We start from the raw sequence: 24,863 nt of genomic DNA, 5'->3' as shown, positions 1-24,863 counted from the left end.
TTATCCTCCGAACAGGCGTTTGAGGAAACCTTTCTTCTCTTCTTCAATGAAGCGGAAAGGACGTTCTTCTCCGAGAAGACGTTCAACGGTATCTGCATAGGCCTGGCCTGCATCTGCTTCAGCATCCAGGATAACAGGTTCGCCCTGGTTTGAGGCGCGCAGCACGGATTGATCTTCCGGGATCACACCTACAAGAGGAATGCGCAGAATTTCTAACACGTCTTCCATGCTCAGCATGTCGCCACGGTTCACACGGCCAGGATTGTAGCGGGTGAGTAACAGGTGCTCTTTAATCGGGTCTTCGCCATTTTCAGCGCGACGGGATTTGGATGACAGAATGCCGAGGATGCGGTCTGAGTCACGCACCGAAGAGACTTCCGGGTTGGTGGTGATAATGGCTTCATCGGCAAAGTACAACGCCATCAGCGCCCCGGTTTCGATACCGGCAGGCGAGTCGCAAACGATGAATTCGAAATCCATGTTTTTTAAATCGTCGAGCACTTTAGCCACGCCTTCGCGGGTCAGCGCGTCTTTATCGCGGGTTTGCGATGCCGGCAGGATATATAGCTGCTCGGTACGTTTATCGCGAATAAGCGCCTGGTTAAGCGTCGCATCGCCCTGAATGACGTTAACAAAATCGTACACTACCCGGCGTTCGCAACCCATGATCAAATCCAGGTTACGCAGACCGATATCAAAATCGATAACGACGGTTTTTCTTCCCTTCTGGGCCAAACCCGTAGCGATGGCCGCGCTGGACGTGGTCTTACCGACGCCCCCTTTACCCGATGTAACAACAATAATGCGTGCCATAAAGGAATTCCTTGTTAAAAGGGCTTAATTCAAAGGTTGAACGGAGAGAGCACCGCCCGCAAGACTCAGGCGCGCCGCTCTCCCATAATAATCGGCTGGAATTTGATCGCTCAGCCAGTATTCACCCGCTATTGAGACCAGCTCAGCTACCAGGTTGGTACAAAATATTTGTGCATCACGAGAGCCATCGGCACCTGCCAGGGCTCGGCCACGCATCATGCCGTATATATGGATGTTGCCGTCAGCGATAAGTTCCGCACCGGCGCTGACGTGATTGGTGACAATCAAATCACAGTGTGGTGCGTAAATACGCTGTCCGGAACGAACCGGGGTATCAATCAAACGCGTTTTTGTAACCGCCGCAGCAGTTGGTTCTGTAACGGCCAATGGTTCCGGAGAGGTGACCGTTGCGGCGCGAGGAAGTTTCTCTTTCCCTTCCGACAGCAGCGGCAGCCCGGCGCGTTCAATTTCCTTTTTTAATGCTTCATCTCTACAACCGCTGATACCAACCACGCGTAGACCGGTCGAGACCACCGCCTGCTGGAGTGTTTTCCAGTTTACGGAACCATCGAGGCTGGCAACATTAACCACAACCGGGGCATTTTTAAGAAACGCAGGCGCCTGGGCAATTTTATCCTGTAGGGCCTGGCGAATGACCTCGGGTTGAGCATCATGCAAATGAACAACTGATAAGGTGAAACTGCTGCCTTTTAACTCGATTGGCGTGTTTGACATCCTGGCCTTACTCAATTCAGTTTCAATCCCCACGGCGTGTGGGACGATATTCCGAAGTACCTTAAGCATGGTATAGTCAGAGGTATATTCAGGCAAGCCACCATCCGGTGAAAATAGAGTAAAAAAAATGTTTTGTGTGATCTATAGAAGTAACAAACGTGACCAGACTTATCTGTATGTCGAAAAAAAGGACGATTTCTCTCGGGTGCCTGAAGAATTGATGAAAGGTTTCGGTGAACCCAGGCTGGCAATGATATTACCGCTCGACGGCAGTAAAAAACTGGCCAATGCAGATTTTGATAAAGTAAAACAGGCACTCAAAGACCAAGGCTATTATTTGCAGCTGCCGCCACCGCCGGAAAGTTTGTTAAAAATGCACCTGGAAAAAAATCCGAAAAAATAAGTTTCGGACTAACGGTAAATCTTTCCCGGGCGTAAAAGGGGAGGATGGCAGCAGAAAACTAATCGCGAGAGGGTAGATGAATACTTCAGCAATCTGTTTAACCGTCGGCGCGTTGTTTCTTGCTGGCTGTGCTGCAAAATCCCCCGGCGCGCAGACCGTAACACCCACGGCACCTCCCGCTGCCGTTCAGCCTATGGCTTCTTCCGTCGCTGGAAGCGCGACAACGCTCGCTGAACAAGGACGCGATCCGGCAGAGTTCCCCGCTTATGTGGAAGCGCTTAAGCAACAAGCCCGTAGCCTGGGCATCAGCGAGGCCACCGTTACGGCTGCGTTCGCCAACGTCCATTTTGTTGACCGGGTAATTAAATCCGACAGGAACCAGCCTGAGAAAAAGATCACGCTGGATGATTACCTTGCGCGCGTCGTCACGCCGGCAAAGATTGCGCAGGCAAGAACGCTCTATCAGCAGTATCAGGCTCAGCTAGCTCCTGTGAGCGCGCAAACCGGTGTGCCGGGCAATTACATCGTCGCGTTGTGGGCTATGGAGAGCAACTTCGGCAAAATCCAGGGCAAAGAAGATGTTATTTCGGCGCTCTCAACGCTTGCCTTTGAAGGGCGGCGTGAAGCCTTCTTTACTAAAGAGTTGATGGCGTCGCTAAAAATTCTCGACCAGGGCCATGTCGCGGTGGACGAGCTGAAAGGCTCCTGGGCCGGTGCGATGGGGCAAAACCAGTTTATGCCGAGTTCTTACCTGCGCTACGGAAAAGATGGTAACGGCGATGGCAAAATTGATATCTGGACTGATACCAGCGATGTCTTCGCCTCAACCGCAAACTATCTCGCAACCGAAGGGTGGGAAGCGGGCGGCGGCTGGGGAACGGCAGTGAAACTGCCAGCAGGATTTGACGCGGCGCTTGCGGGCACCAAAACGGCGCAGGGCAAAACGGTTTCGCAATGGCAAAAACTGGGCGTCACCTTACCGGATGGGTTACGGCTGCCTGCCTCTGCCGAACGAGCGTGGATAGTTACGCCAGACGATAATCAGGGGCGCTCGTTCCTGGTGTATAACAACTTCAGGACAATAATGCACTGGAACCGCTCCTGGTACTTCGCCATCGGCATAGGTACGATGGCGGACGCTATCGCCCGGCAAGATACTGCACGCTAGACAATCGCATTAATAATGCTCTCTCCCCGGTATTCACCGGGGATTTTTTTATCTAGTATCAAATGCAGTGAACACAACGACGCAGAGGAAAGGCATGTATCAACATCATAACTGGCAGGGGGCGCTGCTGGATTTTCCGGTCAGCAAAGTAGTGTGCGTGGGCAGCAATTACGCAAAGCATATTAAAGAGATGGGCAGCGCCACGCCGGAAGAACCGGTGCTGTTTATTAAACCCGAAAGCGCGTTATGCGACATTCGCCAGCCGCTGGTGTTGCCGCAGGGTTTAGGTTCCGTGCACCACGAAGTTGAACTGGCGATATTAATCGGCTCCACGCTCAGGCAGGCGACGGAAGAACACGTGTTGAAAGCGATTGCCGGTTACGGTGTGGCGCTGGATCTGACCTTGCGCGATTTGCAGGGTAAGCTGAAGAAAGCAGGTCAGCCGTGGGAAAAAGCGAAAGGTTTTGATAACGCCTGTCCAGTTTCAGGCTTTATTCCGGCCGCTGAATTTGCAGCCGATCCGCAAAACACCGACATTGCCCTGAAAGTAAACGGCGAGATCCGCCAGCAGGGTTCAACCTCTGACATGATTCACAAGATTGTGCCGCTGATAGCCTATATGAGCCGCTTCTTTACCTTACGTGCAGGTGATGTGATCCTGACCGGCACTCCGGAAGGCGTAGGCCCACTTGTGAGCGGCGACGATCTGGAATTAAGTTTCGACGGACGCAGCCTTAGCACCCGCGTACTATAATGAATTTGCCGTCCCGGGGCGGCAACGCTTGCATCTTTTACCCATAGTGTTTATAAGGTGCAGCTTGTTTTTCAAATGCAGGCATCAACATGACACAGGCACCTTTTTGGCAGAGTAAAACACTCGACGAAATGAGCGATGCGGAGTGGGAATCTCTTTGCGATGGCTGCGGTCAGTGCTGCCTGCATAAGCTGATGGACGAGGACACGGATGAAATCTACTTCACCAACGTCGCGTGCAAACAGTTGAACATCAAAACCTGCCAGTGCAAAAATTATGAACGTCGTTTTGACTATGAACCAGACTGCATCAAGCTCACGCGCGACAATCTACCAACCTTCGAATGGCTGCCGCATACCTGTGCGTACCGCCTGCTGGCCGAAGGAAAGGCTCTGCCGGAGTGGCACCCGCTTCTGGCCGGTTCAAAAGCCGCAATGCACGGCGAACGCATTTCCGTGCGTCATATTGCTGTGAAAGAGTCTGAAGTGCGTGACTGGCAGGACCATATTTTAAACAAACCCGACTGGGCAGATTGATCCACCAGTTTTAAGAAAATAGACGAAAATAAATCGTACAAAGCGAAACCTTTATGATACGGTGTATTTTCTATAACAAGTAAAAGAAGGTTTTTATCCAGTACTTAACATTTAAGTGTCCGTCATGTGGCGGTTCACAGTATCGCACCTCCCCCTACGATGTCCGAGAAACAAATCCCCATGGCGCTGTTTGTATCTTCTGCAAAGCAGGTATGCATGCTCTGCATCGTCCGATGAGTGCGATCCATCAACATAACGTAGCCGCTCGCTAAGAGCTGTCCCGCTGGTTTTGCTTTTCACGCTCCCGCACTGTTAACATTCAGCCTCCATAAAGGAGGATAAATGAAAAAAATAACGTTACTGCTCGGAGCGCTTATTCTCAGCGGCTGTTCTTCGCCTGAACCCACTGCACCTGAACCGCCACAGGTTATCGGCATGCCGAATCCGGCATCAGCTTACTGCATAGATAAAGGCGGCGAGCTAAGAACGGTGAAGACCGACCTGGGCGAGCGTGGCGACTGCATCTTACCGAGCGGTGAACGGCTTGACGAATGGAAGCTTTACCGACGCGACCACTAATAAAAAACCCGCCATCTGCACTGTCCCCTTAAAGTTGGACAGTTTTGCTGGCGGGTTTTTACTTTCTCAGGCCTTAAGCTTAGCGGCCAAATAAATCGCGGCGCTTAGGTTTGAACGGCTGGGCTATAAGCACCAGCACGGCAACAATCAAAAACGCTGCGAAAATGCCTGACAGCCACTGAACCATATCGAGGGACAAAAATACCCACTGACGCACGGAGCAGTCGCCGGTAGCGACGAATACGGAAGGCAGCCATTTATCGAGCGGCAGCCAGGACGGGAAACGTGCGGCAAAATCACAGGTGACGAAAGGGGAAGGATGCAGCTGCAACATGATATGGTCCCACGCCAGTTGAACGCCTTTTCCCGCGCTGTACAGCCAGATGGCCAGCGCACCATAGCGTAACGGTGATTTAGGTGCGATGGCGCCGATAATCCCCGCGCCCATAATGCCAAACAGGGCGCAGCGTTCATAAATGCACATCACACATGGCTTCAACAGCATTACGTGCTGAAACCATAGTGCCACCATCTCCAGGGCAAAAGCGGTAAGGGCCAGCAACAGCCAGGCACCTCGTCCGCGGGAGCATTGGTTTAAATATCGCAACATAATCAGTTTCCATGCAATTTGCGGTGATTCGGCAGTGTAAACGAATTCGATTTTTGCGCCAGTAGCACCGTGAAAAATAAGTGTTTATTCGAATGCTTAACAGGCAAATAACCCCTGCGGGCAGCGGACCACCCGCGTAATATCCTTAGTGCGGAAGCTCGCTGGCAGGCGGAGGTGAAATCCATCCAGCCTGGAGCATCCAGTCCGTCGCTGGCACCAGCGTAAATTCCACGCACAATAGTCCCACCAGCGTCAGCACCAGCGTATACGGCAGCGCCATCAGCACCATGCGGCCATACGAGAGGCGAATTAACGGCGCAAGAGCGGAAGTGAGCAGGAACAGGAAGGCAGCCTGGCCGTTTGGCGTGGCGACCGAGGGCAGGTTTGTGCCCGTGTTAATAGCTACCGCCAACAGCTCAAATTGCTTCAGGTTGATGATGCCATTTTCCAGCGCGGTTTTGGCTTCGTTAATGTAAACCGTGCCGACAAACACGTTGTCGGAAATCGACGACAGCACGCCGTTAAAGATATAGAAAAGAGAGAGCTGCGCATGAGGCTGCGCCTGCAGGACAAAATGAATAACCGGGGCAAAAAGCTGCTGATCGATAATCACGGCGACCACGGCGAAAAAGACGGTCAGCAGCGCGGTAAACGGCAGCGCTTCGGTAAAAGCTTTACCGATAGCATGTTCATCCGTCACGCCACATAAAGCAGTAGCGAAGATAATGACGGATAAGCCAATCAGCCCGACTTCCGCCAGATGCAGCGCCAGCGCCACAACCAGCCAGACGCCAATTATCGCCTGCACGACCAGCTTAACCTTATCCTGCTTGCTGCGCTTCTGAGCGTTTTTCGTATCGAAATCCTGCAGAATGCCACGCACCTTTTCCGGTAAGGGCGCGCCGTAACCGAGTATCTTGCTGTACTCCAGTAACACGCAGGTCAGCAACCCGCACAGCAGAACCGGTACGGAAACGGGCGACATGCGAAGGAAGAAATCGCCAAAATGCCAGCCTGCGTTCCTGGCAATAATCAGGTTCTGCGGTTCGCCTACCATAGTCATCACACCGCCCAGCGCCGTGCCCACGGCGGCATGCATCATCAGGCTGCGTAAGAAGGCCCGGAACTGTTCCAGAATAGCGCGGTTGCCGCTTTCTATATTGCTGTCATCCTGAATATCGCCTTCTTCACCGCTTTGTGAGGCAAAACGCTGATAAATACCGTAAAAGCCGATCGCCACGCTTATCACGACGGCGACCACGGTTAACGCATCAAGGAAAGCGGACAGGAAGGCTGCGGCAAGGCAAAACGCCAGGGAAAGGAGGATTTTTGAGCGAATCCCCAGCAGCAGTTTGGTAAAGACCAGCAATAGCAACTGCTTCATAAAATAGATGCCCGCCACCATAAAGATAAGCAGCAGCAAGACTTCGAGGTTGCTCGCAACTTCTTCACGCACGTGATGCGCGCTGGTCATGCCGATCAGCACCGCTTCGATGGCAAGCAGGCCGCCGGGCAGAAGGGGATAACATTTCAGCGCCATTGCGAGAGTGAAAATGAATTCAGCCACCAGCATCCAGCCTGCGGCAAAAGGGCTAACGAACCAAAAAACCAGTGGATTAATCACCAGAAAAGAAAGCATGACTATTTTATACCAGTCGGGTGACTGGCCTAAAAAATTTCGATAAAGGGCACGGCCGGTGGATATTTCCATGGTGAGGGAATCATTCTCCGAAAGATTATTGCGTCGGGTGCAACAGGTTACCCGCGCCCTGCGTGACTATCAAGGCACAGAAAATATTACCTGCCTCGCTATTTTAGAAAATTCAAACACCGATCCCGTAAATGGGCGCGCTGGCCTGCTATCTGGAGCGTGGTGCATCTGGTATGATGAGTCCAAATTTGCTAAACCTGTGTAATGGAAATCATACTATGGTCATTAAGGCGCAGAGCCCAGCGGGTTTCGCGGAAGAGTACATTATTGAAAGCATCTGGAATAGCCGCTTTCCCCCTGGTTCCATTTTGCCTGCCGAACGTGAACTGTCGGAGCTGATTGGCGTTACCCGCACCACGCTACGAGAAGTGCTGCAGCGCCTGGCGCGAGACGGCTGGCTAACGATTCAGCACGGTAAGCCTACTAAAGTAAATAATTTCTGGGAAACGTCAGGGTTAAATATTCTGGAAACCCTGGCGCGCCTGGATCACGACAGCGTGCCGCAGCTTATCGACAATCTGTTATCCGTGCGCACTAACATTGCCACTATCTTTATCCGCACTGCGATTCGCCAGCATCCGGAGAAAGCGCAGGAAGTATTAGCCACGGCAGACAGCGTGGAAGACCACGCAGACGCGTTTGCGGCTCTCGATTACAGCATCTTCCGCGGCCTTGCGTTTGCATCCGGCAATCCAATTTACGGCCTGATTCTGAACGGCATGAAAGGATTGTACACCCGCATCGGGCGTCATTATTTCTCCAGCCCGGAAGCGCGTAGCCTGGCGTTAGGTTTCTATCATCGCCTGGGCACCCTCTGTAAAGAAGGGTTGTACGATCAGGTGTTTGATACCGTGCGTACCTATGGGCGTGAAAGCGGGGAAATCTGGCACCGCATGCAGAAGAACCTGCCGGGCGACCTGGCGATGCATAGCCGTTAATCTTTCCCTGTAAAAAGGCTTCCCGAGGGAAGCCTCAGTCTGATGACAAACTCTCAACCAGCACAGGTTGAACGTCTACCACCGAATAAAAAATAAGGAAAATCAACGGATTGATTTTCGGCTGATAACCACAAAGAAGGAAAAACCACGCTTTTTCCTTCTTTGTCAGCAACCTAAGGCTTCCCGAGGGAAGCCTTTTTGTTTTTAAATGCTGTTCATTCGCGGCGGGCAGCGGTCAAGTAGCTCAACGCTACCATCTTCGTTTTGCTGCTCCAGCATCACATCAAATCCCCACAGGCGGTGCACGTGCTTGAGCACTTCACGGCGGCCTCTGTCGAGCGGAGCGCGGTTATGCGGGATGTAGCGCAGCGTCAGCGAACGGTCGCCACGTAAATCCACGTTCCACACCTGAATATTCGGCTCCAGATTGCTCAGGTTATATTGAGCAGAAAGCTGCGCGCGAATTTCACGGTAACCCTCTTCATTGTGAATAGCCGAAATTTCCAGATAATTATTGTGATCGTCATCCAGTACGGTAAACAGCCGGAAGTCACGCATCAGTTTTGGTGACAGGAACTGGCTGATAAAGCTCTCGTCTTTAAAGTCGCGCATCGCGAAATGCAGCGTGTCCAGCCAGTCAGAACCTGCCATATCCGGGAACCAGTATTTGTCTTCTTCGGTCGGATTCTGACAAATTCGTTTGATGTCCTGGAACATTGCAAAGCCCAGCGCATAAGGGTTGATGCCGTTGTACCACGGGCTGTTATACGGCGGCTGGAACACCACGTTGGTATGGCTGTGCAGAAATTCAAGCATAAAGCGTTCCGACACTTTTCCTTCATCGTACAGATGGTTAAGGATGGTGTAATGCCAGAACGTTGCCCAGCCTTCGTTCATTACCTGAGTCTGTTTCTGCGGATAAAAATACTGGCTTACTTTGCGCACGATACGCAGGATTTCACGCTGCCATGGCTCCAGCAACGGCGCGTTTTTTTCCATAAAGTAGAGCAGATTTTCCTGGGGTTCAGAAGGATAACGGCGCGCTTCAGCGACCGTTTTTTCCTCTTCACGACGAGGCAGGGTGCGCCACAGCGTATTCACCTGGCTTTGCAGATATTCTTCACGACTTTTCTGCCGCGCTTTCTCCTCCTGTAGCGAGATCTTTTGCGGGCGTTTATAGCGGTCGACGCCGTAATTCATCAGCGCATGGCAGGAATCCAGCAGCCGTTCTACTTCATCCACGCCGTAGCGCTCTTCACACTCGCTGATATATTTGCGGGCGAAAATCAGATAGTCGATTATCGAACCGGCATCCGTCCAGCTTCGGAACAGATAGTTATTTTTAAAGAAGGAGTTATGTCCATAGCAGGCGTGCGCGATAACCAGCGCCTGCATGGTGATGGTGTTTTCTTCCATAAGATAGGCGATACAGGGATTGGAATTAATCACAATCTCGTAGGCCAGGCCCTGCTGTCCATGCTTATACAGCCGCTCGGTTTCAATGAATTTCTTACCGAATGACCAGTGCGGGTAGTTTATCGGCATACCGATGCTGGAGTAGGCATCCATCATTTGCTCAGAAGTGATGACCTCTATCTGATGCGGGTAAGTATCTAAACGATAGAGTTTTGCTACGCGGTCTATCTCGGCGAGGTAGACATCCAGCAATTCGAACGTCCAGTCAGGTCCATCACTAAGACGTTTGGAATCCTTTGTGGCGGAAAGATCAACAGTAGCCATCAGCGCGCCCTCATTGTTGGCGGCTCTCTCTGGATGGAAAGCCTCCATCAAAGGATAGAACACTCCTCACACTTAGCGGCGATGAGAAAAATAATTTCTGCACGATTTAGTCATTTTCAGTCACCGTAATTTCGCGGGTGAGCCGCATTTTATTCTGCGGTAAATATTTTCCTTCGCAGGAGATCCTAATTATGCCGTGCCAGTGATGATGGGTCAGGGTGTGAGGATGCTCACCATAATAAGGCCATATGTTGAATAACATTTTCATCTGAGTTATCAATTTGTAATCAGAAGATTATTCTTTTAGCTAAAGGGTGGGATGGATATGCATGTTGTGGTGCTGGGAAGTGGAGTTGTCGGCGTTGCCAGTGCCTGGTATTTGCGCCAGGCAGGGCATGACGTTACGGTAATCGAACGTGAAGCGGGCCCCGCGCTGGAAACCAGCGCCGCCAATGCCGGACAAATCTCTCCGGGTTATGCCGCGCCATGGGCCGCGCCCGGCGTGCCGTTGAAGGCCATTAAATGGATGTTTCAGCGCCATGCGCCTTTAGCTATCAGCCTGGATGGCACAGGCTTCCAGCTCAGGTGGATGCTACAGATGCTGCGCAATTGCGATATGCGTCACTACATGGAAAACAAGGGGCGAATGGTGCGCCTGGCCGAATACAGCCGCGACTGCCTGAAAGCATTGCGCCACAGCACCGGCATTCAGTACGAAGGCCGTCAGGGCGGTACGCTGCAGTTATTCCGTACCGCACAGCAGTATGAAAATGCGGCAAAAGATATCGCGGTGCTCACAGAGGCTGGCGTACCTTATCAGCTGCTGGAGGCCGGTCAGCTCGGCCAGGTTGAACCGGCGCTTGCCGGAGTCGCGCATAAACTCACCGGCGGGCTGCGTTTGCCTAACGATGAAACGGGTGACTGCCAGCTCTTCACGCAGAATCTGGCCCGCATGGCCGCAGAAGCCGGCGTGAATTTCCGCTTCAATACCGCCGTCGACCGCCTGCTTTATGAAGGGCAAAGAATTTACGGCGTGCAGTGCGGCAAAGAAGTGGTGAAAGCCGATGCTTACGTTGTGGCATTCGGCTCTTACTCAACGGCGCTGTTAAAAAATATTGTCGATATCCCGGTCTATCCGCTGAAAGGTTATTCGCTGACTATTCCCGTTGCTGACGAGCAGGGTGCGCCGGTTTCCACTATCCTCGATGAGACGTACAAAATCGCGATTACCCGTTTTGATAACCGTATTCGGGTAGGCGGCATGGCAGAGATCGTCGGTTATAATACCGAGCTGCTGCAGCCGCGCCGCGAAACGCTGGAGATGGTAGTACGCGATCTTTATCCGCGCGGTGGTCACGTTGAACAGGCAACTTTCTGGACCGGCCTGCGTCCGATGACGCCTGACGGCACGCCAATCGTTGGCCGTACGCCGTTCAAAAATCTTTGGCTGAATACCGGACACGGTACGCTGGGCTGGACCATGGCGTGCGGCTCCGGACAAATGCTCAGCGATTTGATTTCCGGAAGAACGCCTGCCATCCCGTTTGACGATTTGTCAGTTGCTCGTTATCTGCCGGGTTTTTCCCCATCGGGTTCACAACGGTTACACGGCGCCCATAATTAACAACAATAAGGAGTGGTCATGTCTCGTCCCGTTGTGGCAACGCTCGATCTCAGCGCGATGCGCAATAACCTGCAGGTGGTGCGTCAGGCTGCGCCCAATTCCCATGTCTGGTCGGTAGTAAAAGCAAACGCTTATGGTCATGGACTCGACCGAGTCTGGTCCGCGCTGAGTACGACCGACGGTTTTGCGTTGCTTAACCTCGAAGAGGCGATACTGCTGCGCGAACGTGGCTGGAAAGGGCCGATTCTGATGCTGGAGGGCTTTTTCCATACCGATGAATTGCCCCTGTTCGATAAGTATCGCCTCACCACCAGCCTGCACAGTAACTGGCAGGTAAGGGCGCTGGCCAACGCCCGGCTGAATGCGCCGCTTGATGTTTACCTAAAAATGAACAGCGGGATGAACCGCCTCGGTTTTGCCCCTGAGCGCGTGCATTCTATCTGGCAGCAGTTACGCGCCGTTGCCAACGTTGGCCAACTGACGCTGATGGCGCATTTTGCCGATGCCGAACAGCCGGAAGGCATTGTCGAACCCCTGGCGCGCATTGAACAGGCGGCCGAAGGGCTGGATTGCGCGCGTTCGCTTGCCAACTCTGCGGCAACGCTGTGGCATCCGGAGGCGCATTACGACTGGGTGCGTCCGGGCGTCATTCTTTACGGCGCGTCGCCGAGCGGGCAGTGGCGTGATATCGCCAACAGCGGTCTGAAACCGGTGATGTCGCTGCGCAGTGAAGTGATTGGCATTCAGAACCTGAAAGCCGGCGATACCGTTGGATACGGAAGCCGTTACCGCGCAACGGGCGAGCAGCGTATCGGCATTGTGGCGGGTGGCTATGCGGATGGATATCCGCGCCATGCGCCGGACGGCACGCCGGTACAGGTCGAAGGTATCTTAACCCGCACCCTGGGCACGGTTTCCATGGATATGCTGGCGGTGGATTTAACGCCTTGTCCACAGGCCGGTATTGGCAGCCCGGTGGAGCTGTGGGGGAACGAAGTTAAAATCGATGACGTAGCTTCTGCTTCGGGAACGGTAGGGTATGAACTGATGTGTGCTCTGGCGCCGCGCGTGCCTGTCGTGGTGCAGTCTTAATCCGTTTTTCTCCCTCTCCGTCAGGAGAGGGAACTGCCAGCATTACTCTTCTTTCTGCTCAGCCACGCGTACACCAATTTTGCGTACCTGATTATTTTCTTTTTCTGCCACCGTCCAGATCATCCCGGCAAACTCAACCTGGTCACCCACCACCGGCGCGCCGCCCAGCATTCCCAGCACGAACTCGCCCAGGGTTTGCTGCGTGTTGACCGCCTCATCCAGATCCAGGCCGTAAATCATCGCCACGTCCGCGAACTGCGCATTGGCCTCAAGGATAAAGTCGCCGAAGAAGCGCTGGTCGAGCGCAACGGGCGGCGACTGGCTAAAGAGCTTGCCAAGGGCTGGCAGATCCCGCTCGCGGCCGATGACGCACAGAACATCGCCTTCACGCAGGCGTGTGCTGCCGGTTGGGTGCAGCAAAGCATTGTCACGGAACAGGGCGGCGATGCGGGTTTCATCGGGCATATGCAGGTCGCGCAGGGCAGCGCCCACGCACCATTTATCTTCGCTAAGCTGATAGACAAACTGTTCCCACGGATTCTCCGGATGGATGTCCAGCCCAACGCGGGAAACCGGCCAGCCAATCGGCGGCACGACGACTTTGGCTTTTTTCGCCGCCCAGCCCAGGGAAGAGCCCTGCAACAGCAGCGAAACCAGCACCACGAAGAACGCAACGTTAAAGAACAGCCTGGCGTTATCCAGCCCGGCCATCATTGGGAAAACGGCAAGAATGATCGGCACCGCGCCGCGTAACCCAACCCAACTGATGAATATGCGTTCACGGCCGTTAAACCCACGAAAAGGCAGCAGGCCGAGGATGACGGAAAGCGGGCGCGCGAAGAAAATCATCCATGCGGAAAGCAGCAATGCCGGTATCGCAATGGCCAGCAGATCCGACGGGTTAACCAGCAGGCCCAGCACCAGGAACATGCCGATTTGCGCCAGCCAGGCCAGGCCATCAAAGGTTTGCAGAATACCGAAGCGGCTACGGATCGGGCGGTTGCCCAGCAGAAAACCACACAGATAAACGGCGAGAATACCGCTGCCGTTAAGCGCCGTGGTGATACCAAACACCATGATGCCGCCGCTTAACGCCAGCAGGGGATAAAGCCCCTGCGGCAGGGTGATGCGGTTAATCATCTGCAATAACAGGTAGCCGCCGCCTAAACCAAGCAGTATGCCGAGGCCAAACTGTTGCAGGATATCCACCGCGAACATCCAGCTCAGGCCGGTTCGCCCCTGCTCAATCATCTCAATAAGCGTGATGGTCAGGAATACCGCCATCGGGTCATTGCTGCCGGATTCGATTTCAAGGGTTGCGCCAACGCGTTCGTTGAGCCCTTTGCCGCCCAGCAGGGAAAATACCGCAGCCGCATCGGTAGACCCGACGATGGCACCAATTAACAGGCCCTGAATCAAATCAAGGTTAAACAGCCATGCGGCGGCGATGCCCGTTAATCCCGACGTAATCAGAACGCCAACGGTGGCAAGGGAAAGCGCCGGACCAAGGGCGACACGAAACGAACTGGCCTGGGTACGCATACCGCCATCAAGGAGGATGACCGCAAGTGCAAGGTTACTGATCAGCCAGGCAAAAGGATAATTGTCGAACGGGATACCGCCCACGCCGTCAATGCCCGCCAGCATACCGATAGCGAGAAAAATAACGAGGATGGGAATACCAAGGCGGGAAGAAAAAGAACTCAATAAAATACTACAAGTTACCAATACGGAACCTAAAATAAACAGACTAATTATCGCACCCGCGTCCAAAATTATCATTCTCCTTATATGAGAGTCGCTGTGATCATTGCAAAATGTTAACACGGAAGTGGCTGATTAAACGTCCGAAAACAGGCTTTTTTTACCTGATCACGTGATGTCCGCTAACTGATAGCACGCTTGTGCCGCCATCGTGCTTTAATTCGCCAAAGGCGCCGAGCGGCAGCGTTACCGTTTGCGGCTCATGCCCGAACGGCAGACCCGGCAGCACAGGAACAGAAAATCGTTCCGCAAGCAGGCTGCACATTTCGTTAAAATCATATCCCGCATCGTAGTCACCGAGCGTCGTGCCGTTAAAACTGCCAAGGATAAGCGCTTTTTGCCGCCTCAGAATGCCGGCATGGTGTAGCTGCAATAGCATGCGCTCGACGCGGAAAGGATGTTCGTTAATATCCTCAACCACCAGAATCCCGCCGTCGATTGCGGGCAGCCACGGCGAACCGATAAGCGAAACCAACATGGCGAGGTTACCGCCCCAAATCGTGCCGCTAACGGAGCAGGCGGGAGCCGCGTTTTGCCAGCTTAGGGTAAACCGCGGTTGCGCGATCGCTTTCCAGAAGTGTTGCCAGGTGTAGTCATCCAGCGTCTCTGCGCCAAAATTTCCGGCTAGCATCGGTCCGCTGAACGTGATAATGCCGCACTGCGTCAGCAAAGCGAGCTGGATGGCAGTGAAATCGCTGTGACCACAAATCACCGGCGTTCGCGCTCGCAGCGCGTGCCCCAGGCGTGAATAATCAATTTGTTCGAGCAGGCGCGTTGCTCCATAGCCGCCGCGTACGGCGAGAACGATATCGCATTCGGGAGAAAGCGAGGCGAGCTGGTGGATATCGGCCAGACGCTCTTCGTCAGTACCTGCAAAACGCTGAAAACGCCGGGTGACCGCCTGCTGATGCTCAATCTGATGCCCGGCATCCTGGAGGCGCTGTATACCGCGAGCCGCCGCAGTCTGGTTAACACAATAGCCTGAAGGAGCAATCAAACGAATCAGAGACATGGCATTTCCTGGCGATAGGTTATTTGGTTATGATGCCGTTATCCCGGGCGGTTGTCACTCGCCCGGCGGCGTTGAAATACTGCAATAGCGAGCCAAGTATTTAATAAGGATAGATTGCGTGAAAATAAGATGGCTGATTGTTTTGGTTCTGTTTCTTGCTGGTTGTTCCAGCCACACCGCTAAACAACCGGTATGGGACCCAACGAAACCGGTCCAGCGCGCCCTTACCTGGATGCCTTTAACCGAACAGGCGGGAGAAGAGTGGAGCGTCAGTCCGCGAGTGATTACGGCTATCATCGCCGTAGAGTCCGGCGGTAATCCGGCGCTTGTCAGCAAGTCCAATGCGGTTGGCCTGATGCAGATTAAAGCTTCTACGGCGGGCGCCGACGTCTATCGCCATCTGGGATGGAGCGGGCAACCGTCTACCGGCGAGCTGAAAGATCCGGCGCGTAATATCTCTATCGGAACGGCCTATCTCAGTATTATGGAACATGGCATTCTCGCCGGCATTGAAGACCCACAAACCATGCAATACGCCCTGCTGGTATCTTATGCGAACGGGGCGGGGGCGCTGCTCAGAACGTTTTCCTCAGATCGCAAAAAGGCCATCAGCGAAATCAATAGCCTGAGCCCTGATGAATTCTGGGAATACGTAGCGAAAAACCATCCTGCCGCCCAGGCGCCGCGCTACCTGTATAAAGTCTCGCGGGCCATGGAGGCGATGTAACGCTATTTAACGCGGTCGGCCTTTTCCCGGGCTGACCGTTCTAACGAGAAAATTATCCGCTGTAATTCTCGCTCAACCGCCGGGTTGAGGTTCAGAAAGCGGAAGCTAAGACGCGGCGTACTGACGGTCTCATTCTTATTGTCCACCACCTTGCGTTCTGAAAGCGTCACCAGCTGCATATCAAAGTAAAACTTACCCCATTCCACAAGATCGATTTCCACCTGCGCAAAGCGCATGCCGGCGCAAAGCCCGGCCGGCAGAGGTCCATCAAGCAGCGCGCCCATGCCGCCGAGCGATAAATCACATAGCCTGAAATCAAATGGAGTGCCGTCCGGCAGGTTTGTATGGCAGAAATAAAACGGATGGAGCGGGGCGTTAATACGGAAATACTCTCGTCGCTGCACGAACCACAGGGTTGGCGGCAGCGGTGAACTAAACGCGGGCAGATTAAGGTAATTCACGGTCTGCAGTTTGGGCAGCGTGAACTCTACTTTCGCCCCCTGCGTTTCTGCCATGAACTGAATATCGGTCGCTTTCTGCGCCGCCAGGTTTTCGTGCGACTGGCTGCCGAAGTCCATCACCAGCTGCGCAGGCGAAACTTCCAGAATCTTACTAATGAATTGCCCTGCATTCCAGGTAAGACGTACCGGGACCTGTTGCTTGTGGAGATCGCGTAATACGCCTAATACAGCGAGAGGACTTTGTTTCAGAAACTGCTCGTTATAGTTACTCAAGGCCCTGGTCCTTGTGGTCTTCTGAGATAGTAATAAGCGAAGTTATCGGCAGGGAAAAAGGAAACTTAAGATAAATCTCAGGCGGTTAGGATGAAATTTTCGATAAGCTAGTGATGTTCGTCACGTTTTTCTACAGCTTGATTATACTTAGCGTACCGACAGACCGATCCCTGCCTGACGTAGCGGTTCGGCCTTGTTACTGCTCACAATAATGAAGAGGATTTTCAAAAATGGGTATCATTGCCTGGATTGTATTCGGTTTGATCGCTGGCGTTATCGCGAAATTTATCATGCCTGGTAGAGATGGTGGTGGTTTTATCCTGACCTGTATTCTGGGCGTTGTGGGTGCCGTAGTCGGCGGGTGGTTAGCGACATTTTTCCATATCGGCGGCAGCGTAACCGGCTTTAACCTACCCAGTTTCCTGGTCGCGGTTGTGGGTGCGATCGTCGTGCTGGCGATTTTCCGCATGGTGCGGCGTTAATTTATTTTAACTTTTATAAAAACGGCTCCTTGCGGGGCCGATGACAAACCTCATGGCGTGCAAAGCTCTGAAGATGTCTTTAATAAAATAAACCCGGAAATCAAAAGGTTAATTACCGGCTGATAACCCCAAAGAAGGAAAAACCACGCTTTTTCCTTCTTTGTCAGCAATCGAACGGCCCTTTGCGGGGCCGTTCTGCTGTTAAGGCTGCTATCGGCGGGTAAAAAAATCGGTGTACAGCATATACAGATGAGCCGCGCTCCATGAGACGTTTGGCGCCCCCTGTTGTTGACCATCCAGCGGATTGTCGTTTTCGCGAACAGGTCCGTCTGCCACCAGGCCGTTTGCATGCGCAAAGAAGCGGTTTACCATTTCAACCGCATCGGCACAATAGCCGTAACGCTCCATGCCTTTTAGCCCAAAGTTGAGCCGATCCACCCATACGCGGCCGCGTCAGTAAATGTCCGCCCCAAAGGCCGGGTTAGTGAGCGAAGCGGTGCCCGGCGGGATAAGACGGAATAAAAGCGTCATGTTGTATCCTTACCGGTTATTGCATCACGAATACCGGGTTGCTGGCGTCCGTGATGTCGTTTTGCAGATAAAAGCGGCTGTCCAGCGCGGTGGCTAATTTTCCCCCGAGGTACTCATACCAGATGCCAAACTGGGCGCGGGAGGTGGTCTGGTCTTCGGCATTATCCAGCAGATGTTTCGCATAACTCCAGCGCGATGGAGAAATAGAGTCCCTTAGCGGGTTCATCATGCCGCTAATCAGCATCCCGTTTTCGCTACCGGCATCGTGCCCGTCGCCTTTGCCGGTCCGGTAGCCGCCGTAGAAGCGGTTGATGTCTCCTTCGAAACCGCCCAACCGCGATCCGGCACCCAGGCATTGCCCTGATGTTCAGCCGGAACCACGGATTCTGCGGCAAGAAGCGTGCCGCCCGGTAAGAGCAGCAGGACAGGCATAGCCCCGGAGGAAAACTTAAACATGAGTGCAGTTCTTGTTTTTATCGGTACATCTGGACAGAGGAGCGGCGCAAAAGTTAGTTAATTTTTACTAAAAATACGCTTGAGCTGGTAAAGCGGTAAGCAGTTCACAGCATTATCCAATCCGGTTGCGGGTCAAGCGCAGGGGTATACATGCACCGGAGATGGCATTAAGCTGTTGTTTTCGGCTGATGATTATCGGGAAGTTATGGCTACATTGAAGGAAATCGCCCTGGCGGCCCAGGTATCTGTGGCAACGGTTTCGCGGGTGCTGAATGACGATCCCACTCTGAGCGTGAAAAGCCAGACGCGTCAGAAAATCCTCGAAGCCGCAGAGCGCCTTGAGTACAAAGTGCCGAGCGCAAAACGCCAGGCTGGCGCGCGCCTCACTTTTGTCGCCCTTTATACCCACGGGCAAGAGTTAGAAATTAACGATCCCTATTATCTGGCGATGCGCTATGGCATTGAAACCCAATGCGAAAAGCTGGGGATAACGCTTATCTCCTGTTATGACTTTAAAGGCGAACGTCTCCTTGCAGCAGCGGATGGTTTACTGGTTATCGGTAAACCTCAACCGGCGGCGCAGACGCTGCTGCAACAGCAGGAGCTGCCCCTTGTATACCTGGATGGCGTTATCGACGATCCGCGTTTTGACTGCGTAAACGTCGATTTATACAGAATAAGCCGGAAGGTTATCGACTACTTCATCTCGCGCGGTTATATGCGCATCGGCTTTATTGGCGGGCGCGACGACCCGGCCTATGCGGATCAGCGTGAGCTGGCGTTTGTGGAATACGGGCGCGCTAAAAAAGTTGTTCGGCCGCAGGATATCTATTATGGCGATTTCACCAGCCAGGCGGGTTATCAGTGTGCAATGACAATGCTGGCCGCCTCGGAAGATCACCCGCCAGCCCTGTTTGTTGCCACCGACTCTATTGCTATCGGCGTGCTGCGCGCTTTGCATGAGCATGGCATCAGGGTGCCTGAGCAGATGGCGCTGATCAGCGTCAATGATATTCCTACCGCGCGCTTTGTTTACCCGGCGCTGTCTACCGTGCGTATCCCTTCTGAAACGATGGGCGCGCAGGCGGTGAATCTGCTGGCAGAGCGCATCCGCGACGATCGGGCGATTCCTCTTTCGCTGTATGTTCCAAGCTCCCTGCAGCTACGCGATACAACCATACCTGAATAATCAACCAGTTACGTTAAACGCCTCGCCGATATTCACCGTCGGCGGGGCGTTTTGCTTTGCGTACGGGATGACGATTTATTGTGATCCCCACAGCAATTAGTAAATCATTGGTTTTTAATTTAGTAAAAATTTACTTATTGTTTTCCGAAATACACGTAATGAGGATGGCGACGTGAAAAATTGGGAAAACATAGACAGACAGTCCGAGAACCGACTACCGCCACGGGCGTGGTTTCATAGCTACGCCAGCGAACAGCAGGCCCGAACGCTTGACCGTACGCAAAGCCTGGGCTTTAAGCTGCTGAGCGGCAGATGGACGTTTAACTATTTCGACCATCCGGACAAGGTTCCGGCTGCGTTTTATCATCAGACGATGGCGGAGTGGGGTGAAATCACCGTGCCCGGCATGTGGCAAATGGAAGACCACGGCAAGCTGCAATACACCGATGAAGGTTTTCCTTTCCCCATTGACGTGCCCTTTGTGCCGACTAACAACCCAACGGGCGCCTACCAACGCAACTTTTCACTGTCGGAAGTGTGGCTCCAGCGCCAGGTGATCATTAAATTCGACGGCGTTGAAACCTACTTTGAAGTCTACGTTAACGGCCATTACGTTGGGTTCAGCAAAGGCAGCCGCCTGAGCGCGGAATTCGATATCAGCGCTTATGTTAAGGCCGGAGAAAATTTACTCTCGGTTCGCGTTATGCAGTGGGCTGACTCCACCTATATCGAAGATCAGGACATGTGGTGGATGGCGGGAATATTCCGTGACGTCTACCTGACAGGCCAGACAAAAGTCCATCTGCACGACTTTACCGTCGTCACTCAGTTTGATGAAAACTACCGCGATGCGGAGCTTAACGTCACCTGCGTGCTGGGTAATGTTGCCAGCGCCCGGACGCAAGGTTATCAGCTTCAGGCGCAGTTGTTCGACGCAGAACGCTGTGTTGCAGAACAGCGCCTGAACGCCTCTCACGAAGAGCCATGTCGGTTTTCGATGCCCGTTAAAGAGCCAAAACAGTGGAACGCGGAGCATCCGCATCTCTACTTGCTGTTGCTGACGTTGCGTAACGCGAACAATGAAATCGTTTCCGTGGTGCCGCAGCAGGTGGGATTCCGCGATATCCAGGTGCGCGACGGCCTGTTTTATGTCAACGGCAGTTATCTAAAGCTGCACGGCGTTAACCGCCACGATCACCATCATCTCAAAGGCCGGGCAATAGATATGGCCCGGGCCGAACGCGACATCATCCTGATGAAGCAGCACAACATTAACTCCGTGCGCACGGCCCACTATCCAAACGATCCGCGTTTCTATGCTCTGTGCGATCGCTATGGCCTGTTTGTGATGGCAGAAACCGATCTGGAAAGCCATGGTTTTGCTAACGTCGGCGATCTCAGCCGCATTACCGACGATCCCGCATGGGAGCAGGCCTACGTTGAACGTATTGAGCGACACGTGATGGCGCAGAAAAACCATCCTTCCATCCTCATCTGGTCGCTGGGCAACGAATCCGGTTACGGCTGTAATATCCGCGCTATGGCGGCCCGCTGTAAAGCGCTGGACCCGACTCGCCTGGTGCACTATGAAGAAGACCGCGACGCAGAAGTAGTGGACGTGATAAGCACCATGTATTCCCGCGTGTCGATGATGAACGCCTTTGGCGAATATCCGCATCCGAAGCCACGCATCATCTGCGAATACGCACATGCGATGGGCAACGGGCCGGGTGGGCTTGCCGAATACCAGGCGGTCTTTAACCAGCATAAAAGTCTACAGGGCCACTACGTCTGGGAATGGTGCGATCACGGCCTGCTGGTACATGATGAGCAGGGCAGGGAACGCTATCAGTACGGCGGTGACTACGGCGACTATCCGAACAACTATAACTTCTGCATGGATGGGCTTATCTATCCCGACCAGCGTCCCGGCCCCGGCCTGCGCGAATATAAGCAGGTTTTATGTCCCGTAGCCATTCGCAGCGTGAAGCAGGCTGACGTATTGCTGGTGGATAACCGTTACTGGTTCAGCACCCTCGACGACATTGAGTTGCTTGTAAGCTATCAACTGGAGGGTGAAACGGTAGCGCAGCAAACGCTGGCCATGCCGCATATCCTGCCGGGTGAAACGGGCGAGCTGCATCTGTGCCCGCCAGCCCTGCCTGCCGGAGAAGTTTTTATCAATGTAGAAATCTTCAGGCGCAGCGCCACCGCCTGGAGCGAAGCTATGCATCCGCTCGGGCATTATCAGTTCCTGTATCAGGAAGCGGCTTCTCGTGAACCTTTCCCTCAGAAGGTACAGGGCGCGCCAGAGAGTGAAACGCGTGAGCATCAGCTGATTATCAGCGGCGCAGATTTTTCGCTGACCTTCTGCAAGCTGAGCGGCGAACTGCTCTCCTGGCGGGTGAATGGAGAAGAAATTATCGGGCGCGCGCCGCATCTCTCCTTCTTCAAACCGGTGATCGATAACCACAAGCAGGAGTTTGAAGGACTCTGGGAACCGTACCATCTGCACCTGATGCAGCATCATTTCCGTGAAATGCGGCATCTCCCGCGCGGCGATGAGGTGGTGATAGAAGTGGATACGGTTATTGCTCCGCCGGTGTTTGATTTCGGTATGCGTTGCACTTACCGCTGGCGCATCACATCCGCAGGACAGGTCACGCTTGATCTTACCGGGACACCTTACGGGAATTATCAGGCAATCATTCCAAAAATCGGTCTGGATTTTGGCCTCAGCAAACGCTTTAAACAGGTGGAATATTACGGACGCGGGCCGGGTGAAAACTATCCGGACAGCAGCCAGAGCAACCTGATCGGCCATTATCGCCAGCCGCTGGAAAGCCTGTTTGAGCACTATCCGTTCCCGCAGGACAACGGCAACCGTCAGCAGGTGCGCTGGCTTGCCGTTGAAGATGAAAAGGGCAGCGGTATTTTCATTCAGCCGCGCAACCCTATTAACTTCAGCCTCTGGCCTTACAGTGCGGAAATGCTGCAACAGGCGCAGCACATTAACGAGCTGGAGGAAAGCGAGTACCTGACGCTGAATCTTGACCAGCAAATTCTCGGCCTGGGCTCCAATTCCTGGGGCTCTGAGGTTCTCGATTCGTTCCGGGTCTACCTGCGGTCGTTCCGGTACGGCTTTACGATGGTGCCGTTCCGTCAGGGAAAAACCTGCGCCGCGACGCTTGCGAAATACAATTTCCTGCCGCGTTCAGAATGGGAAAATGCGTAATGATTATTTTAGATACTGTAGAAAATTTCCAGCGCATTTACCGTGCGGGGAAAAAATGGCAGCGCTGTATGGAAGCTATCAATAACCTGGATAATATTCTGCCGAACGTCTTCTATTCGATAGGCGATTCGCTGGTTTATCGTCTTGCCGAGGGCACAGAGGAAGGAACAGAGTTATTTGAAGGCCATCGCCGTTATTTCGACGTGCATTATTACCTGTCCGGGCAGGAGACGGTGGAATATGCCGATAAAAAAACTTTAACCCCGGAAGCGGCTTATCGGGACGAGAGCGACCGTGAATATTTTTGTGGTAAAGGCGCAGCCTGCACGCTTGTTGCAGGGAACGTCGCTATCTTCGAAAACCATGAGGCGTACCGCTTTAGAGAAAGCACGGGCGTTAAAAAAGCGATCCTGAAGGTCACCGTTGAAGAGACCTATTTCCTGAACAAATAACCTTCCCGACCCTGGCTGATATAAAATGGCAAGGGTCGAAAAAACACAATAAAAATACCCTACAAAACGTGGAGTGTGTTCATGGCTTCGACCAGCAGAAATACAATTGGCAAGTTCGGCTTATTATCAATGACGTTTGCGGCGGTCTTCAGCTTCAATAACGTGATTAATAACAATATTCAGTTAGGTATCGCATCGGCGCCGGTATTTATGGTGGCGACCATCATCTACTTTATTCCGTTCTGTCTTATCATCGCGGAATTCGTTTCGCTAAATCGTAATTCAGAGGCGGGCGTTTACGCGTGGGTAAAAAGCGCGTTGGGCGGGCGCTGGGCGTTCATCACCGCTTATACCTATTGGTTTGTAAACCTGTTCTTCTTTACCGCACTGTTGCCAAGGGTAATTGCCTACGCCTCTTACGCGTTCCTTGGCTATGATTATATCTTTACTCCGTTAACCACCTCGCTCATCAGCATTTGCCTGTTTGCTTTCTCCACCTGGATTTCCAACCACGGGGCAAAACTGCTGGGGCCGATGACATCGGTAACCTCCACCCTGATGCTGCTGTTGACGTTCTCCTACATTATCCTTGCAGGTGCAGCGGTAATCGGCGGCGTAGAGCCAGCCGACCCGATTAACGTGCAGGCGATTACACCGCAGTTCAGTTGGGCATTCCTCGGTATTATCGCGTGGATATTCCAGGCGGCAGGCGGTGCGGAGTCCGTGGCGGTTTACGTCAACGACGTGAAGGGCGGCAGCAAAGCCTTCGTGAAAGTGATTATCCTGTCCGGCCTGTTTATTGGCGTGCTCTATTCAGTTTCTTCCCTGCTGATTAACGTCTTTGTTGATAAAGCCGAGCTGCATTTTACCGGCGGTACGGTTCAGGTATTCGAAGGGCTTTCCCGTCACTTTGGCCTGCCTCCTGTGCTGATGAACCGTTTTGTGGGACTTGTTTCGTTTACCGCGATGTTTGGCTCCCTGCTGATGTGGACGGCGGCCCCGGTAAAAATCTTCTTCACTGAAATTCCAAAAGGTATTTTTGGCGAGAAAACAGTGCGCCTCAACCAGCACGGCGTGCCGACCCGCGCGGCCTGGATCCAGTTCCTGATTGTTATTCCTCTGATGCTTATCCCAACGATTGGCTCAGGTAGCGTACAGGAACTGATGAACACGCTGATCAATATGACCGCCGCAGCGTCGATGCTGCCGCCGCTGTTTATTATGCTGGCCTACCTCAACCTGCGCCTGAAATACGATCGGGTTGAGCGCGACTTCCGCATGGGATCGCGGATGCAGGGAATAGCTATCGTCAGCGTTCTGATTGTTATTTTCACCGTTGGATTTATCGCCTCAACCTTCCCGACAGGGGCGAGCATCATGACCATCGTCTTTTATAACGTCGGCGGGCTGGTAATATTCCTCGGCTATGCCTGGTGGAAATACAATAAATATGAGAAAGGACTTGATGCCAGGGCGCGTTATGACGCGGATACGCCTTTAGCGCAAATCGCGCTGGAGCGTCAACTGGAAACGCCAGCGGCGATAAAGCCCGCCGGAAGCGTAAGTTTGTAAGCAAAG

24 protein-coding genes and 3 pseudogenes are annotated in these 24,863 nt (G+C 53.2%); 17 read left to right on the top strand and 10 right to left on the bottom strand.

Going from position 1 to position 24,863, the window contains the following annotated elements; translation table 11 throughout:
* Complete coding sequence (gene minD, locus E2L00_RS04635; RefSeq protein ID WP_167607724.1) at positions 1–813, bottom strand: septum site-determining protein MinD; 813 nt, start codon at positions 811–813, stop codon at positions 1–3.
* 24 nt (positions 814–837) lie between these two features.
* Positions 838–1,548, bottom strand: a complete 711-nt coding sequence (gene minC / locus E2L00_RS04630; RefSeq protein WP_167609583.1) for a septum site-determining protein MinC — start codon at positions 1,546–1,548, stop codon at positions 838–840.
* 127 nt (positions 1,549–1,675) lie between these two features.
* Between minC and E2L00_RS04625 the strand changes: the two genes are divergently transcribed.
* From E2L00_RS04625 to E2L00_RS04605, 6 genes are all read left to right on the top strand, one after another.
* Entirely contained in the window at positions 1,676–1,951 is a 276-nt protein-coding gene (locus E2L00_RS04625; RefSeq protein WP_167607721.1) for a YcgL domain-containing protein, read from the top strand.
* Between the two features lie 76 nt (positions 1,952–2,027).
* Positions 2,028–3,119: a lytic murein transglycosylase gene (locus tag E2L00_RS04620; RefSeq protein WP_167607718.1), complete on the top strand. Its 1,092-nt coding sequence runs from the start codon at positions 2,028–2,030 to the stop codon at positions 3,117–3,119.
* A 94-nt stretch (positions 3,120–3,213) separates the two neighbouring features.
* On the top strand, positions 3,214–3,873 hold the full coding sequence (locus E2L00_RS04615) for a fumarylacetoacetate hydrolase family protein (protein WP_167607715.1): 660 nt from the start codon (positions 3,214–3,216) through the stop codon (positions 3,871–3,873).
* An 89-nt stretch (positions 3,874–3,962) separates the two neighbouring features.
* On the top strand, positions 3,963–4,409 hold the full coding sequence (locus E2L00_RS04610) for a YcgN family cysteine cluster protein (RefSeq protein ID WP_167607712.1): 447 nt from the start codon (positions 3,963–3,965) through the stop codon (positions 4,407–4,409).
* 95 nt (positions 4,410–4,504) lie between these two features.
* Positions 4,505–4,681, top strand: a complete 177-nt coding sequence (gene ymcF / locus E2L00_RS21535) for a cold shock small protein YmcF (protein ID WP_420808837.1) — start codon at positions 4,505–4,507, stop codon at positions 4,679–4,681.
* 70 nt (positions 4,682–4,751) lie between these two features.
* On the top strand, positions 4,752–4,988 hold the full coding sequence (locus tag E2L00_RS04605; protein WP_167607709.1) for a putative hemolysin: 237 nt from the start codon (positions 4,752–4,754) through the stop codon (positions 4,986–4,988).
* Between the two features lie 79 nt (positions 4,989–5,067).
* Here E2L00_RS04605 and dsbB read toward each other — a convergent pair whose 3' ends face one another.
* Positions 5,068–5,598: a disulfide bond formation protein DsbB gene (gene dsbB, locus E2L00_RS04600; protein ID WP_167607706.1), complete on the bottom strand. Its 531-nt coding sequence runs from the start codon at positions 5,596–5,598 to the stop codon at positions 5,068–5,070.
* A gap of 145 nt (positions 5,599–5,743) precedes the next feature.
* The gene (nhaB, locus tag E2L00_RS04595) at positions 5,744–7,309 is read right to left on the bottom strand and encodes a sodium/proton antiporter NhaB (RefSeq protein ID WP_167607703.1); all 1,566 of its coding nucleotides are present in this window, start codon (positions 7,307–7,309) and stop codon (positions 5,744–5,746) included.
* Here nhaB and E2L00_RS04590 point away from each other — a divergent pair.
* Together E2L00_RS04590 and fadR are read left to right on the top strand one after the other, a co-directional pair.
* Positions 7,296–7,514, top strand: coding sequence for a hypothetical protein (locus tag E2L00_RS04590; RefSeq protein WP_167607699.1), 219 nt, complete (start codon positions 7,296–7,298; stop codon positions 7,512–7,514). The genes nhaB and E2L00_RS04590 overlap by 14 nt on opposite strands.
* Positions 7,515–7,527: 13 nt before the next feature.
* Entirely contained in the window at positions 7,528–8,247 is a 720-nt protein-coding gene (fadR, locus tag E2L00_RS04585) for a fatty acid metabolism transcriptional regulator FadR (protein WP_167607695.1), read from the top strand.
* Positions 8,248–8,451: 204 nt separating this feature from the next.
* Here fadR and E2L00_RS04580 read toward each other — a convergent pair whose 3' ends face one another.
* Positions 8,452–9,987, bottom strand: coding sequence for a SpoVR family protein (locus E2L00_RS04580; protein ID WP_167607692.1), 1,536 nt, complete (start codon positions 9,985–9,987; stop codon positions 8,452–8,454).
* 325 nt (positions 9,988–10,312) lie between these two features.
* Between E2L00_RS04580 and E2L00_RS04575 the strand changes: the two genes are divergently transcribed.
* The 3 genes and pseudogenes from E2L00_RS04575 to E2L00_RS21935 form a co-directional block, all read left to right on the top strand.
* Positions 10,313–11,611 (top strand): D-amino acid dehydrogenase, encoded by a 1,299-nt coding sequence (locus E2L00_RS04575; RefSeq protein ID WP_167609580.1) that lies wholly within the window; start codon positions 10,313–10,315, stop codon positions 11,609–11,611.
* An 18-nt stretch (positions 11,612–11,629) separates the two neighbouring features.
* Positions 11,630–12,703, top strand: a complete 1,074-nt coding sequence (gene dadX / locus E2L00_RS04570; protein ID WP_167607689.1) for a catabolic alanine racemase DadX — start codon at positions 11,630–11,632, stop codon at positions 12,701–12,703.
* A 33-nt stretch (positions 12,704–12,736) separates the two neighbouring features.
* Positions 12,737–12,811 (top strand): annotated as a pseudogene (locus tag E2L00_RS21935) (hypothetical protein); the annotation flags it as partial.
* Here E2L00_RS21935 and E2L00_RS04565 read toward each other — a convergent pair.
* Positions 12,812–14,485 (bottom strand): annotated as a pseudogene (locus tag E2L00_RS04565) (potassium/proton antiporter); the annotation flags it as partial.
* A gap of 82 nt (positions 14,486–14,567) precedes the next feature.
* Positions 14,568–15,479, bottom strand: a complete 912-nt coding sequence (gene ldcA, locus E2L00_RS04560) for a muramoyltetrapeptide carboxypeptidase (RefSeq protein WP_167607686.1) — start codon at positions 15,477–15,479, stop codon at positions 14,568–14,570.
* A gap of 118 nt (positions 15,480–15,597) precedes the next feature.
* On the opposite strand from ldcA, the gene emtA reads away from it, so the two are divergent.
* The gene (gene emtA, locus E2L00_RS04555; RefSeq protein WP_167607683.1) at positions 15,598–16,206 is read left to right on the top strand and encodes a membrane-bound lytic murein transglycosylase EmtA; all 609 of its coding nucleotides are present in this window, start codon (positions 15,598–15,600) and stop codon (positions 16,204–16,206) included.
* A 2-nt stretch (positions 16,207–16,208) separates the two neighbouring features.
* On the opposite strand, the gene ycgR is transcribed toward emtA, so the two are convergent.
* Positions 16,209–16,940 (bottom strand): flagellar brake protein YcgR, encoded by a 732-nt coding sequence (ycgR, locus tag E2L00_RS04550; RefSeq protein ID WP_167607680.1) that lies wholly within the window; start codon positions 16,938–16,940, stop codon positions 16,209–16,211.
* A gap of 230 nt (positions 16,941–17,170) precedes the next feature.
* On the opposite strand from ycgR, the gene E2L00_RS04545 reads away from it, so the two are divergent.
* Positions 17,171–17,422 (top strand): GlsB/YeaQ/YmgE family stress response membrane protein, encoded by a 252-nt coding sequence (locus E2L00_RS04545; protein ID WP_167607677.1) that lies wholly within the window; start codon positions 17,171–17,173, stop codon positions 17,420–17,422.
* 210 nt (positions 17,423–17,632) lie between these two features.
* On the opposite strand, the pseudogene E2L00_RS04540 reads toward E2L00_RS04545, so the two are convergent.
* Both E2L00_RS04540 and E2L00_RS04535 read right to left on the bottom strand, forming a co-directional pair.
* A pseudogene (locus tag E2L00_RS04540) lies at positions 17,633–17,932 on the bottom strand (MGH1-like glycoside hydrolase domain-containing protein); the annotation flags it as partial.
* A 37-nt stretch (positions 17,933–17,969) separates the two neighbouring features.
* The gene (locus E2L00_RS04535; RefSeq protein ID WP_167607674.1) at positions 17,970–18,287 is read right to left on the bottom strand and encodes a hypothetical protein; all 318 of its coding nucleotides are present in this window, start codon (positions 18,285–18,287) and stop codon (positions 17,970–17,972) included.
* Positions 18,288–18,614: 327 nt separating this feature from the next.
* On the opposite strand from E2L00_RS04535, the gene ebgR reads away from it, so the two are divergent.
* The 4 genes from ebgR (at position 18,615) to E2L00_RS04515 (ending at position 24,857) form a co-directional block, all read left to right on the top strand.
* Positions 18,615–19,598: a transcriptional regulator EbgR gene (gene ebgR / locus E2L00_RS04530; RefSeq protein ID WP_167607671.1), complete on the top strand. Its 984-nt coding sequence runs from the start codon at positions 18,615–18,617 to the stop codon at positions 19,596–19,598.
* 172 nt (positions 19,599–19,770) lie between these two features.
* Entirely contained in the window at positions 19,771–22,833 is a 3,063-nt protein-coding gene (gene ebgA, locus E2L00_RS04525) for a beta-galactosidase subunit alpha (RefSeq protein WP_167607668.1), read from the top strand.
* Positions 22,833–23,285: a beta-galactosidase subunit beta gene (locus E2L00_RS04520; RefSeq protein ID WP_167607665.1), complete on the top strand. Its 453-nt coding sequence runs from the start codon at positions 22,833–22,835 to the stop codon at positions 23,283–23,285. Before ebgA ends, E2L00_RS04520 begins: the two co-directional genes overlap by 1 nt.
* Positions 23,286–23,366: 81 nt before the next feature.
* Positions 23,367–24,857: an amino acid permease gene (locus E2L00_RS04515; RefSeq protein ID WP_167607662.1), complete on the top strand. Its 1,491-nt coding sequence runs from the start codon at positions 23,367–23,369 to the stop codon at positions 24,855–24,857.
* Positions 24,858–24,863: the final 6 nt, after the last annotated feature.

Source organism: Cedecea colo (assembly GCF_011808225.1).
In the GTDB taxonomy this organism is placed as follows: Bacteria; Pseudomonadota; Gammaproteobacteria; order Enterobacterales; family Enterobacteriaceae; genus Dryocola; species Dryocola colo.
The sequence above is the reverse complement of the archived record's forward strand: the minus strand, read 5'-3'. Positions and strand labels throughout refer to the sequence as shown.

What these genes read in the sequence shown, in the direction of transcription:
- E2L00_RS04605 (WP_167607709.1), top strand. Translation starts at nt 4,752, where the DNA reads ATGAAAAAAATAACGTTACTGCTCGGAGCGCTTATTCTCAGCGGCTGT.
- E2L00_RS04615 (WP_167607715.1), top strand. Translation starts at nt 3,214, where the DNA reads ATGTATCAACATCATAACTGGCAGGGGGCGCTGCTGGATTTTCCGGTC.
- dsbB (WP_167607706.1), bottom strand. Translation starts at nt 5,598, where the DNA reads ATGTTGCGATATTTAAACCAATGCTCCCGCGGACGAGGTGCCTGGCTG.
- E2L00_RS04575 (WP_167609580.1), top strand. Translation starts at nt 10,313, where the DNA reads ATGCATGTTGTGGTGCTGGGAAGTGGAGTTGTCGGCGTTGCCAGTGCC.
- dadX (WP_167607689.1), top strand. Translation starts at nt 11,630, where the DNA reads ATGTCTCGTCCCGTTGTGGCAACGCTCGATCTCAGCGCGATGCGCAAT.
- nhaB (WP_167607703.1), bottom strand. Translation starts at nt 7,309, where the DNA reads ATGGAAATATCCACCGGCCGTGCCCTTTATCGAAATTTTTTAGGCCAG.
- E2L00_RS04620 (WP_167607718.1), top strand. Translation starts at nt 2,028, where the DNA reads ATGAATACTTCAGCAATCTGTTTAACCGTCGGCGCGTTGTTTCTTGCT.
- fadR (WP_167607695.1), top strand. Translation starts at nt 7,528, where the DNA reads ATGGTCATTAAGGCGCAGAGCCCAGCGGGTTTCGCGGAAGAGTACATT.
- minD (WP_167607724.1), bottom strand. Translation starts at nt 813, where the DNA reads ATGGCACGCATTATTGTTGTTACATCGGGTAAAGGGGGCGTCGGTAAG.
- minC (WP_167609583.1), bottom strand. Translation starts at nt 1,548, where the DNA reads ATGTCAAACACGCCAATCGAGTTAAAAGGCAGCAGTTTCACCTTATCA.
- ldcA (WP_167607686.1), bottom strand. Translation starts at nt 15,479, where the DNA reads ATGTCTCTGATTCGTTTGATTGCTCCTTCAGGCTATTGTGTTAACCAG.
- E2L00_RS04610 (WP_167607712.1), top strand. Translation starts at nt 3,963, where the DNA reads ATGACACAGGCACCTTTTTGGCAGAGTAAAACACTCGACGAAATGAGC.
- E2L00_RS04520 (WP_167607665.1), top strand. Translation starts at nt 22,833, where the DNA reads ATGATTATTTTAGATACTGTAGAAAATTTCCAGCGCATTTACCGTGCG.
- E2L00_RS04625 (WP_167607721.1), top strand. Translation starts at nt 1,676, where the DNA reads ATGTTTTGTGTGATCTATAGAAGTAACAAACGTGACCAGACTTATCTG.
- E2L00_RS04515 (WP_167607662.1), top strand. Translation starts at nt 23,367, where the DNA reads ATGGCTTCGACCAGCAGAAATACAATTGGCAAGTTCGGCTTATTATCA.
- E2L00_RS04580 (WP_167607692.1), bottom strand. Translation starts at nt 9,987, where the DNA reads ATGGCTACTGTTGATCTTTCCGCCACAAAGGATTCCAAACGTCTTAGT.
- ebgR (WP_167607671.1), top strand. Translation starts at nt 18,615, where the DNA reads ATGGCTACATTGAAGGAAATCGCCCTGGCGGCCCAGGTATCTGTGGCA.
- E2L00_RS04545 (WP_167607677.1), top strand. Translation starts at nt 17,171, where the DNA reads ATGGGTATCATTGCCTGGATTGTATTCGGTTTGATCGCTGGCGTTATC.